Origin of the sequence: Burkholderia aenigmatica (assembly GCF_048627025.1) — a bacterium.
GTDB classification, from domain to species: Bacteria; Pseudomonadota; Gammaproteobacteria; order Burkholderiales; family Burkholderiaceae; genus Burkholderia; species Burkholderia aenigmatica.
Window position 1 is genome coordinate 2,447,232 of sequence record NZ_CP184469.1, and the last position, 11,348, is coordinate 2,458,579.

At 67.2% G+C, this 11,348-nt stretch carries 12 protein-coding genes; 7 read left to right on the forward strand and 5 right to left on the reverse strand.

Annotated elements, in window-relative coordinates; translation table 11 throughout:
• Window positions 1–2 precede the first annotated feature (2 nt).
• The 7 genes from groL (at window position 3) to ACN8ZM_RS27970 (ending at window position 6,470) form a co-directional block, all read left to right on the forward strand.
• Complete coding sequence (gene groL / locus ACN8ZM_RS27940; protein WP_420211347.1) at window positions 3–1,643, forward strand: chaperonin GroEL; 1,641 nt, start codon at window positions 3–5, stop codon at window positions 1,641–1,643.
• A 179-nt stretch (window positions 1,644–1,822) separates the two neighbouring features.
• Entirely contained in the window at window positions 1,823–2,437 is a 615-nt protein-coding gene (locus tag ACN8ZM_RS27945) for a LysE family translocator (RefSeq protein ID WP_089453680.1), read from the forward strand.
• Between the two features lie 46 nt (window positions 2,438–2,483).
• Window positions 2,484–3,776 carry a hypothetical protein gene (locus ACN8ZM_RS27950; RefSeq protein ID WP_420211348.1) on the forward strand — a complete coding sequence of 431 codons (1,293 nt, stop codon included), beginning with the start codon at window positions 2,484–2,486 and terminating at the stop codon, window positions 3,774–3,776.
• A 442-nt stretch (window positions 3,777–4,218) separates the two neighbouring features.
• Complete coding sequence (locus tag ACN8ZM_RS27955) at window positions 4,219–4,590, forward strand: DUF6697 family protein (RefSeq protein ID WP_043178447.1); 372 nt, start codon at window positions 4,219–4,221, stop codon at window positions 4,588–4,590.
• A 58-nt stretch (window positions 4,591–4,648) separates the two neighbouring features.
• Window positions 4,649–4,867 (forward strand): hypothetical protein, encoded by a 219-nt coding sequence (locus ACN8ZM_RS27960; RefSeq protein ID WP_011356211.1) that lies wholly within the window; start codon window positions 4,649–4,651, stop codon window positions 4,865–4,867.
• 139 nt (window positions 4,868–5,006) lie between these two features.
• Complete coding sequence (locus ACN8ZM_RS27965) at window positions 5,007–5,528, forward strand: PTS sugar transporter subunit IIA (RefSeq protein ID WP_420211349.1); 522 nt, start codon at window positions 5,007–5,009, stop codon at window positions 5,526–5,528.
• Window positions 5,529–5,576: 48 nt separating this feature from the next.
• Window positions 5,577–6,470, forward strand: a complete 894-nt coding sequence (locus ACN8ZM_RS27970; protein WP_420211350.1) for an acetylglutamate kinase — start codon at window positions 5,577–5,579, stop codon at window positions 6,468–6,470.
• 57 nt (window positions 6,471–6,527) lie between these two features.
• Here ACN8ZM_RS27970 and ACN8ZM_RS27975 read toward each other — a convergent pair whose 3' ends face one another.
• The 5 genes from ACN8ZM_RS27975 to ACN8ZM_RS27995 all read right to left on the reverse strand — a co-directional run bounded on the left by ACN8ZM_RS27975 (window position 6,528) and on the right by ACN8ZM_RS27995 (window position 11,241).
• Window positions 6,528–8,528, reverse strand: a complete 2,001-nt coding sequence (locus ACN8ZM_RS27975; RefSeq protein WP_420211351.1) for a family 2A encapsulin nanocompartment cargo protein cysteine desulfurase — start codon at window positions 8,526–8,528, stop codon at window positions 6,528–6,530.
• Window positions 8,503–9,435 carry a family 2A encapsulin nanocompartment shell protein gene (locus tag ACN8ZM_RS27980; protein ID WP_021156739.1) on the reverse strand — a complete coding sequence of 311 codons (933 nt, stop codon included), beginning with the start codon at window positions 9,433–9,435 and terminating at the stop codon, window positions 8,503–8,505. Before ACN8ZM_RS27980 ends, ACN8ZM_RS27975 begins: the two co-directional genes overlap by 26 nt.
• Before the next feature lie 138 nt (window positions 9,436–9,573).
• Window positions 9,574–9,795 (reverse strand): helix-turn-helix domain-containing protein, encoded by a 222-nt coding sequence (locus tag ACN8ZM_RS27985; protein ID WP_420211352.1) that lies wholly within the window; start codon window positions 9,793–9,795, stop codon window positions 9,574–9,576.
• A gap of 8 nt (window positions 9,796–9,803) precedes the next feature.
• A complete protein-coding gene (gene epsC, locus ACN8ZM_RS27990; RefSeq protein ID WP_043178453.1) occupies window positions 9,804–10,742 on the reverse strand; it encodes a serine O-acetyltransferase EpsC in 939 nt (312 codons plus the stop codon).
• A gap of 28 nt (window positions 10,743–10,770) precedes the next feature.
• A complete protein-coding gene (locus tag ACN8ZM_RS27995; RefSeq protein ID WP_089453687.1) occupies window positions 10,771–11,241 on the reverse strand; it encodes a rhodanese-like domain-containing protein in 471 nt (156 codons plus the stop codon).
• Window positions 11,242–11,348: the final 107 nt, after the last annotated feature.

The window sequence follows — 11,348 nt, forward strand, 5'->3', positions numbered from 1 at the left end:
TCATGGCAGCAAAGGAAATCATTTTCAGCGACGTCGCACGGACCAGGCTGACCGAAGGCGTGAACATTCTCGCGAACGCGGTGAAGGTCACGCTCGGGCCGAAGGGCCGCAACGTCGTGCTCGAACGCAGCTTCGGCGCGCCCGTCGTCACGAAGGACGGCGTGTCGGTCGCGAAGGAAATCGAACTGGCCGACAAGCTGCAGAACATCGGCGCGCAACTCGTGAAGGAAGTCGCGTCGCGCACCAGCGATGCGGCCGGCGACGGCACCACGACGGCGACCGTGCTCGCCCAGGCGATCGTTCGCGAAGGCCAGAAATACGTCGCGGCCGGGCTCAATCCGCTCGACCTGAAGCGCGGCATCGACAAGGCCGTCACCGCGGCCGTCGACGAGCTGAAGAAGATCAGCCGGCCGACCACCACGAGCAAGGAAATCGCGCAGGTCGCGACGATCTCCGCGAACGGCGAGGAGTCGATCGGCCAGCGCATCGCGGAAGCGATCGACCGCGTCGGCAAGGAAGGCGTGATCACCGTCGAGGACGGCAAGTCGCTCGCGGACGAACTCGATGTCGTCGAGGGGCTGCAGTTCGATCGCGGCTACCTGTCGCCGTACTTCATCAACAATCCCGACAAGCAGATCGCCGAGATCGAAAGCCCGTACATCCTGCTGCACGACAAGAAGATCTCGAACATCCGCGACCTGCTGCCGGTGCTCGAACAGGTCGCGAAGTCGGGCCGGCCGCTGCTGATCATCGCGGAAGATGTCGAGGGCGAAGCGCTCGCGACACTCGTCGTGAACAACATCCGCGGGATCCTGAAGACGGTGGCCGTGAAGGCGCCGGGCTTCGGCGACCGCCGCAAGGCGCTGCTCGAGGACATCGCGATCCTCACCGGCGGGCAGGTGATCGCCGAAGAAACGGGCCTGACGCTCGAAAAGGCGACGCTCGCCGAACTCGGCCAGGCGAAGCGCATCGAGGTCGGCAAGGAAAATACGACCGTGATCGACGGCGCGGGCGACGCGAAGAACATCGAAGCGCGCGTGAAGCAGATCCGCGTGCAGATCGACGAAGCCACGTCGGACTACGACCGTGAAAAGCTGCAGGAACGCGTCGCGAAGCTCGCGGGCGGCGTCGCGGTGATCAAGGTCGGCGGCGCGACCGAGATCGAAGTGAAGGAGAAGAAGGACCGCGTCGACGACGCGCTGCACGCGACGCGCGCGGCCGTCGAGGAAGGCATCGTGCCGGGCGGCGGCGTCGCACTGATCCGAGTGCGGCAGGCGATCCGCGAACTGCAGGGCGTGAACGCCGACCAGAACGCGGGCATCAAGATCGTGCTGCGCGCGCTCGAGGAACCGCTGCGCCAGATCGTCACGAACGCGGGCGAGGAAGCGAGCGTCGTCGTCGCGAAGGTGGCCGAAGGCTCGGGCAACTTCGGGTACAACGCGCAGACGGGCGAATACGGCGACCTCGTCGAATCGGGCGTGCTCGATCCGACCAAGGTCACGCGCACGGCATTGCAGAACGCGGCGTCGGTCGCGGGGCTGCTGCTGACGACCGATGCGACCGTATTCGAAGCGCCGAAGGATGCCGCGCCGGCAGCCGCGCCGGGCGGCCCGGGTGCAGGCGGCCCGGGATTCGATTTCTGACGGTGCGGCGCGTGTGCCGGTACGCCGGCATACGTGCAGCAATACGCAGCGTATGCAACGCGTGGCGATGGAAGTCGTCACGCGTTTTTGCATTGGATGGGCGAAAAAGAGCGGCGTGCCGGCCCGCCAGCGCGCTCGGGTAAGATGAACGCCCGTCCCGTCGCACTGCCTTCCACGCCATGTCGACCACCGTCACCACCTTGCTGCCGCTTGCCGGCGTCCTTTTACTGAGCGTCGCCAGCCCCGGCCCGAACTTCGTGATCGTCACGTCGACCGCGGTCGCGTCGCGCCGCGCCGGCGTGATGACGGGCCTGGGCCTGGCCGCCGCGTCCGGCACCTGGGCGGCAATCGCGATCGCCGGGCTCAGCCTGCTCGTCACGCATGTCGCGTGGGTACACACGGCGCTGCGGCTGGCGGGCGCCGCGTACCTGATCTGGCTCGGCCTGAAGATGATCGTGACCGCCCGCAAGCCGTTGCCCGTTGCCGCGCCGGCCGCAGCGCCCGACTGGCACGCCGCGAGGAAGGGCTATGTCGTCAGCATGACGAATCCGAAATCGGTCGCGTTCTACGGAAGCATCTTCGCGCTGATGGTGCCGGCCCACGCGCCGGCCTGGCTCGATCTCGCGGTCGTCGCGCTGTCGGTGGCAATCTCGGCCGCGTGGTATTGCACGATGGCGCTGCTCGCCTCGCACCCGTCGGTGCGCGCGCTGCTGGTGCGCCGCAAGGCCGTGCTCGACACGACGGCCGGCCTGCTGCTGATGGGTGTCGGCGGGCGGATGCTCGCCGGACGCTGATCCACCCGGCTTGCGCTCACTCCTCGAACCGTCACCGGTCCCCATCATGCCGACCATCCAAACCATTCTCGACGACTACGAACGCCTCGGCTGGACCAACAACGATCCGATGTCGCAGATGCTGGCGCTGCGGCACGACGACCCGGCGGCACTCGCCGACCTCGTGATCGCATCGTTCGATCGCGTGTTCCCGCACGCGGTGTTCCTCGATGCCGCGCTCGATCTGATGGACGACACCGCCCTCGAGAAGGTCGCCACCGAAGCGTGGCAAGCCATCTGCAACGGCACATGGAACGAACGACTCGCGAGCGTGTTGTCGAGCGTGGCAACGCAGACGCCGCAGATGTTTTCCGGTCACTGGGACATGCTCGTCGACATTTACACCACGAAGCAGTCGCCGCGCGTGTACCTCGAGGACAACGTGTGGCGCATGCTCGATCCGGCGACGGTCGAACGATGGCGCGGCCGGCTTGCCGACGTCCCTGCCGGTAGCAAGGTAGAACATGCCCGTGCCGTCGCGCTGCTCCATTCGCGACAGCCTGCGGCCGTTCGCGACGCGGCAGCGTGGTTGTTTCCGGACGATCCCGGGACGCGCGCCAACTGGCTCATGTCCGCCGGCTACGTTCAGGAACACGACGCCTTGCGCGCATTGCACGGCGAAACGCCGCTGCATATCGACTTCGGCCCGACGCTGGGCGCACCGATCCTCCGCGCGCAGCCGAAATGGCATCGTGGGGTTCTCGCGCATCATGCAACCTGGCGCGCCGGCGATTCGCATCGATCGGGCGCGCGCTTTGGCGGCGTATCGTCGCATCGATGCGGCCTGTGTCACGGGCCGCTGCATCGATTGCTGACACTGCCGCAACCCGCTGAAGCGGGCATCGACAGCTCAACGCCCGTGTCGTTCGACACCTGCCTGTCGTGTGTCGGCTGGGAGAGCGACGGCCCGCTATTCCACCGTCACGACGACGCCGGCAACGCCTGTGCGCACCCGTCTCAGCAACGCGACGTCGCCATCCAGCCGGAATATACGGCGGCCCCGTTCGTGGACGCCGACGTTGCACTCTTCGCCGCACCCGCACGCTGGACGCGGCAGGAATGGGGCCTGTCGAACAGCCGGCAGAACCTGAGTCGTGTCGGCGGCGCACCGTCGTGGGTACAGTCGGCGCAGTATCCCGATTGTCCGGATTGCGGCCGCAAGATGTCGTTCGTCATGCAGCTCGATTCCAACCTTCCGCAAACGGACGGCAGCGAATGGCTGTGGGGCAGCGGGGGCGCAAACTACACATTCTGGTGCGCGCCGTGCCGCACCAGCGCGCATCTCTGGCAGTGCACGTAGCACACGGCGCGATCCCGCACGGGCCGCGTAACCTTTACGACCTTTTTACTTGCGCCCGCGCTTGCGTTCACTAGAATGTGTTCGCAATCAGTCCATCACCGAGTACGCACATGCGCATCCGAAGTCCTCGCCCTCCGAGTTGCTTTTCTGCCTGACAGGCAGGACGCCTGCGTCTCTCTGTTCCCGAGCCACCGTCCTGCCAGCAGGCGGACGGTGCGCGCCGTAGTCCTTCCCGTGCACGCTTGAACACGACGTCGATGCGTTGATCGCGCATCGTGCCGGCAAGCGTGTTCGCGCGGAATTCCCGAATCACGACGCGCCATCGATCCGCCGCCCCGGCAACGATCGACTGGCATGCCTCGCATCCCGCATGTCGATCCAGCCGAGTTACTTCGCATACCTGATTTAACCAACGGAAATTTCCGATACCCGGAGCCCGGTCATGTTCGAGATCGACAAGCAGTACACCCGCGAATTCATCCACACCGCCTGCGGCGGCAGCAAGCAGGCGTTCCTGCCGACAAAAAACGGCAAGGTCGTGGCCGCCTGCCTGCGCACGGACCTCAACCCGCACGCGCCCGACGTGATCCTCTGCGACGGCAGCGCGTCCGCGCGAGCGGCCGGCAGGACGCTCGCCGCGCAACGCGATGCGATTCCGGTGTTCATCCGCATGGCAACCGACGCGTACCGCTTCGTCGGCCAGTACGTCGTCAGCGAATCGCTCACCGCACCGCTCGACTGCGCGCCTTACGTGCGCAACAGCAGCTTCACGTCCGGACAGATCTCGCGCGTCCTCAAGCTCAAGCGCTGCTGACCCGCTTGACAGGCGCCTCGCGCGCCCCGTTCCGGTCATCTCTCATACAGGAGCAATCATGCTTGGCCTGACGTTCTGGAAACACGTGATCGGCGCGCGGACCGATGCAATCCGCGATGACAGGGCGGCTGCACACGACCGGCACCGACGGGTGTCGAGGACGCTCGTGCTGACCAGCGCCGCGGTGGCGTTCGCGGCGATCGCGTTCGGTGCGCCGGTCGTCGGCATTTCGGTCTTTCTGCTGACGACGCTGCCGTTCGTGCTGTCGGGTACCTGAAGCGATACGTATCGAACGCGTCGCGCACGCCGCGACGCCATCGATACACAATTTTAATGCCGGGCCCCCGCGTATCTGACACCGTCTTTACGCGCTTTTGTCTAGGATTTCCCTGTCATCCCGACACGGAGAGATCCGCATGCAAACGCAGCAGGCCGCCATCGGCGGCCAACCCGACCTTCCCCGCCGACGCGGCGGCATGCCCGCCGCGACCCGGCTGGCCGACGCCTGCCCACCGGACAACATCCTGCTCGACGTACCGGTCGAAAGCGCAATCCAGTTGTTCGACCTCGTCGCGCGATATATCGAGCGCAGCGGTGGGGTAACCGCGGAACGGATCAGGACCGAACTGATCAAGCGCGAACAACTCGGCTCGACCGGCCTCGGCCAGGGCGTCGCGATTCCGCATGCGCGTGTCGACGGTCTCCGCTCGGCCATCGCGCTGTTCGTTCGCGCGCAGTATCCGTTCAGCTTCAACGCACCGGACAGCAAGCCCGTGCGCGAATTCATCGTGCTGGTCCTGCCGAAAGAAGACGATCGCGCCCACCTCGAACTGCTCGCCGACGCGGCGCGGTGTTTCAGCGAGCGCGCGTTCCGGCAGGCATCGCGCGACGCGCAGACGCCCGACGACATTCACCAGCTGATGCAACGCACGCATTGATGCCGCACCGTGCGGCGACTGGCACCCCCTTCATCCATTCGGATTCCCATGTTCCCAGACCCTGAAAGTCCCACCCTTACGTCCCGTCGCGTGGCCGGCCTGGCCCGCTCGCTGCCGTTCATGCAGGCCCTGCACGGGCAAACCGTCGTCATCGTCGAGGGCGGCGCCGCGCGCGACGCGCGTGCCCGTCAGGCATTCGCGCAGGATGTCGCGCTGCTCGCCCTCACCGGCGTTCGCCCGATCGTCGTCCAGGGTGGTCCGGCCGCGTCCGGTACGCAATCGGTCCACGTCGTTCACGCGGCGATGGCAGGCGTCAATCACGAACTGGTGCGCCTGATCGGCAGTCACGGCGCCAAGGCAATCGGCATCGACGGTCACGACGGCGGCCTGCTGGTCGCGAGCGCGGATGCCGACCGCATCGGCACGAGCGCGGTCGCACGGTTCGACGGCGCCGCGCTGAACGCGTTTCTCGCGAACGGGCTGGTGCCCGTCGTGATGCCGGTCGCCCCGGACGACGCCGGCCATGATCACCTGCTGCCCCCGGAACGGCTCGGCAGCCTCTTCGCGCAGCGCACGGGCGCCGTGACGCTGGTGATGATGGTCGACAGCACGCTGTTGCACGAACTCGGCGAGCTCGCCGGGCTCTACGGCATCGCGGAACTCGAGCAATGGCTGGCCGAGCATCCGGCCGCCACCGCGGCGCCCTGCGTGCGGGAAGCGCTCGACGCACTCGCGCATGGCGTGCAGAACGTCCATCTCGCCGACATCGGGCAACCCGAATCGCTGATCGACGAACTGCTGACGGAGGAAGGATCGGGCGTGGTGTTCTGCCGTCGCGGCAACACCGATCTGCTGTCGGAAACCCGCCGCTACTTCGCGGATTCGGCAAGCGTGCTGCGCGACGGCTTCAGCGTCGAGCAGAAACAGGTCGTGCGGTTCTGACCTCGTAGCAACAGAACGCTTGCGGCGACCCGCACGGGCCGCCGCAAGCGAATGACGTCAACGCCGCGTCGCAAGCCGCCGCACGACACTCACCAGCGCATCGACCTCGTCGCACGTGTTGTAGAACGCGAGCGACGGCCGCACCGTTGCCTCGAGCCCGAACCGCCGCAGGATCGGCTGCGCGCAGTGATGCCCCGAGCGCACCGCGATGCCCTCTTCGTTCAGCGCCTGCCCGACTTCCTCGGTCTCATAGCCCTTCAGCACGAACGACAGCACGCTCGCCTTGTCCCGCGCGGTACCGACGAGCCTCACACCCGGCACCGGCGCGAGCACGCTCGTCGCATACGCGAGCAGGTCGTGCTCGTAGCGCGCGATATTCTCGATGCCGACCCGGCTCACGTAGTCGAGCGCAGCACCGAGCCCCACCGCATCCGCGATGTTGCCGGTGCCGGCCTCGAACCGGTTCGGCGGCGGCTGGAACACCGTGCGCTCGAACGTCACGTCCGCGATCATGTTGCCGCCGCCTTGCCACGGCGGCATGTCGTCGAGGATCGCGCGCTTGCCGTACACGACGCCGATGCCGGTCGGCCCGTAGATCTTGTGCCCGGAGAACACGAAGAAATCCGCATCGAGCGCCTGCACGTCCACGCGCATGTGCGAGATCGACTGCGCGCCGTCGACCAGCGCCTTCGCGCCGGCACGATGGGCAAGCTCGACGATCTCCTGCACCGGCACGACCGTGCCCAGCGCGTTCGACACCTGCGTGACGGACACGATCCTGGTGCGGTCGTTGAGCAGCTTCCGGTATTCGTCGAGCAGCACCTGCCCCGAATCGTCGACCGGAATCACGCGCAGCTTTGCGCCCTTGAGCGCGGCAAGCTGCTGCCACGGCACGATGTTCGCGTGATGCTCGAGATGCGACACGACGATCTCGTCGCCTTCGCCGACGTTCTGCACGCCCCACGTCTTCGCGATCAGGTTGATCGCCTCGGTGGTGCCGCGCACGAACACGATCTCGTCGGACGACGATGCGCCGATGAAACGCCGCACGGTGTCCCGCGCCTGCTCGTACGCATCCGTCGCACGACCGGCCAGCGCATGCGCGGCGCGGTGGATATTCGAGTTCTCGTGTGCATAGAAGTACGCGAGCCGATCGATCACGGCCTGCGGCTTGTGGGTCGTCGCCGCATTGTCGAACCACACGAGCGGCTTGCCGTTCACGCGCTCCTGCAGGATCGGAAAGTCACGGCGGATCGCGTTCACGTCGAACGGCGGATGCGCGCCGCGATGCAACGAGCCTTGCGGCTCGGCTGCGTGCGCATCGTCGATGAAGTAACGCGGCACGTCGGCACCCGATGCGCGCGACTGCGGCACGTCGCGATGCACGGCGAGCAACTCGCGCAGCGCATCGTCACCCGGCAACCCGAATGCTTCCGGCGAAGCGAGGCCGTTCGACGGTACGACGATATCCTGCGGCGTCGCCTGCCAGCCCTGCAGCGAACCGTCGGTGAAGTAGTACGGCGATGCCTTTGCCGCACGCTCCGGTGCCGGCGCACTCACTGTCGGCACGCCGAGCGCCGCGCCGCCGACGCGCGGTTCGAGCGCGGGCGCGATCGACACGACGTTGTCGGGCAGCCCGTTCTGCGCGGCCGCATGCGGCGCGAGCGCCGGTGCGCGGTTGCCGAGCGACAGCACGTGGGTCGGGGCGGACGGCGCGAGGTTCGCGCCGGGCACTTTCCCTTGCGGAAGCGCGAGGCCCGGCACGCCGGTACCCGCGCCGCCCGGCCCCGCGAGCGGCGAGCCGCCCGGTACCGGGTTGCTCACGGATGCGAGGATCGGCGCGGCGGCCGGCAACGCCGACGGCACGCCGCCGACCGCGCCACTGCCCGCCGACAGCCCGGGCGCGGTGGCCTGCCCGGGCGGCGTCGCGAAGAACTCGGACGCGAGCCGCGCAAGCGTCGCGGGATCGGGCAAGCCGGCCGGCAGCGGCGCGTGCGGCAACGCGTGCGCGTCGCCGCCGGCCAGGCCGGGATTAACGGTAGGTGTCGGGATAGTCATGGAACTTGGCGATTTCGACGTCATCGAGGACAGCCAGCGCATCCGGCGAATGGACCGCGAGCGAGCAATACAGCGAGATCAGGTACGACGCGATCGCCTGGTTGTTGATCCCCATGAAGCGCACCGACAGGCCCGGGCCCTGCTCGCCCGCGACACCCGGCTGATACAGGCCGACCACACCCTGCCGCTTGTCGCCGACGCGCAGCAGCAGGATCTTGGTCTTGCCGTCCGCGACCGGCACCTTGTCCGACGGGATCAGCGGAATGCCGCGCCACGTGAGGAACTGCGAGCCGAACAGGCTGACCGTCGGCGGCGGCACGCCGCGCCGCGTGCATTCGCGGCCGAACGCGGCGATCGCGAGCGGGTGCGTGAGGAAGAACGCGGGTTCCTTCCACACCTTGGTCAGCAGCTCATCGAGATCGTCCGGCGTCGGTGCGCCCGTCAGCGGGAAGATCCGCTGGTCGTCGGTCACGTTGGCCAACAGCCCGTAGTCGGGGTTGTTGATCAGCTGGCTTTCCTGCAGCTCCTTGATCGTCTCGATCGTCAGGCGCAGCTGTTCCTTGATCTGGTCGTGAGGACTGCTGTAAAGATCGGAGATCCGCGTATGCACGTCGAGCACCGTGCTCACCGCGTTCAGGAAGTATTCGCGCGGCTGTTCCTCGTACGGCACGAAGGTCTGCGGCAGCACGCTTTCGTCCTCGAGCTGCGTGCACGCGGCGCGCACGGCTTCCGGGTTCTTCACCTGGTTCAGCCGATAGATGCCGGCCTCGACCGGCACCCATTGCAGCAAGTGGGTCAGCCAGCGCGGCGTGATCGTGGAAAGCTGGGGGACGGTCTTGGTAGCGTTCGCTAGTTGGCGGGCGGCGTGATCGCTCAGCGCGGCCGTGCCGCTTGCAACGGTCGACATGTGTGGCTCCGGGTTCTTAAGATGAAAAACGGGATTGCTTATGACGCTCGGTGATTATCGGAAGCACACACCTGCCGGCTCAACATGCTATAGCCGTCATGTCGCGTGCAACCGAAAGGGAAACAAAACGGGGCGGCCTCAGGTGACGTACACGCCCGGCAGCAGCGTCGAAATCGACACGTCGAACGCGCGCGCGATCTTGTCGGCCGTGACGATCGATGCGATCGCCGCGCCGCGCTCGATCTCGCCGACATACGAGCGGTTCAGCCCCGCATGCTCGGCCAGCTGCTCCTGCGACCACGTGCGCGCTTCGCGCAGCTTGCGCACGTTGGCGCCGAAGTGATGGATGAGGTCGCTCATCGCGCCTCCTAGGCGACACGCGCCGCCGCGCGCGGCGCGGCGTTCGCTTCGCTGCGCAGCACCGCCTGCGTGATGTTCGCGCCGGCCGGCACGTCCTGCGTGAGCCACACGTTGCCGCCGATCACCGCGCCGCGCCCGATCGTCACGCGGCCGAGGATCGTTGCGCCCGCATAGATCACGACGTCGTCCTCGACGATCGGATGACGTGCGAGCCCCTTCTCCAGATGGCCGGCCGCATCGCGCGGAAAGCGCTTCGCGCCGAGCGTGACGGCCTGGTACACGCGGACGCGCTCGCCGATGATCGCCGTCTCGCCGATCACGACGCCCGTGCCATGGTCGATGAAGAAGCCCGCACCGATGCGTGCGCCCGGATGAATGTCGATGCCCGTCTCCGCATGCGCCTGCTCGGCGATGATCCGCGCGAGCAGCGGCAGGCCGAGCCCGTATAGTTCGTGTGCGAGCCGGTGATGGATCATCGCGAGGATGCCCGGGTAGCACAGCAGCACCTCGTCGACGCTGCCGGCCGCCGGATCGCCATGAAATGCGGCCAGCACGTCGCTGTCGAGCAACCGGCGAATCTCCGGCAAGCGCGCGGCAAACGCCTGCACGGCCGTCGACGCCACTTCATCGACGTGATCGACCTGCCCGTCGGCCTGGCGCTGTCGCGCCGCGTAGCGCAATTCCAGCTTCACCTGCGCGAGCAACGCATTCAGCGCCGCGTCGAGCGCATGGGCCACGTGGAAGTTCTCGCTCTCCTGGCGCAGGTCGGGCGGCCCGAGCCGCATCGGGAACAGCACGCCTTTCAGTGCGCCGATGATCTGCGCGAGCGCCTCGCGCGCCGGCAAGTCGCGCCCGCCCGGTTCGAGCGAGCGCCGCTGCTTCTCGCGCCATGCGCGACGCACGGTCTGCAGCGATTGAACGATGTCGTCGATGTCGAATGCGGCCATGCTGCTTTCTCCCCGTAACGGCCGTGAATCAGTCCTGTGCCCACGGCAGGCCGCGAAAACGCCAGCCATTGCTGCCGCCGCGATGCTGCCGCGCGTCGAGGTCGCCCTCGAACCCTTCGAGCACGTTGAATACCTGCGTAAAGCCCCCTTTCGTCGCGGCCTCGGCCGCCTGCGCCGAGCGGTTGCCGCTACGGCACAACAGCAGCACGACGGCCGCCTTGCCGGTCTTCGCTTCCAGCTCGCGCACGAAGCGCGGGTTGCGCGTCAGGCTCGTGCCCGTTGCCCACGGCACATGCAATGACGCCGGCACGTGGCCGACGAATTTCCGTTCCTCGGCGGTGCGCACGTCCACCAGCAACGCATCGCCGGACGAGAACAGCGCCCACGCCGCTTCCGGCGCAACGCCGCCCGCATAGGGCGTGCCGGCCGCTGCGGCGGCCGCGCGCGCGTCTTCAAGCGCCTGCTGCGCAGCGGTTCGTTCTTCCAATGCAACCGTCATGACACTTCCTTGTTTTCGCTGATTCGTATGATCAAAAAACACCGGGAATGCGGCCGTTGCAGCTTGCATGCTGTCTATAGCCGTCAGCGCCACTATGCGAGTGCGGC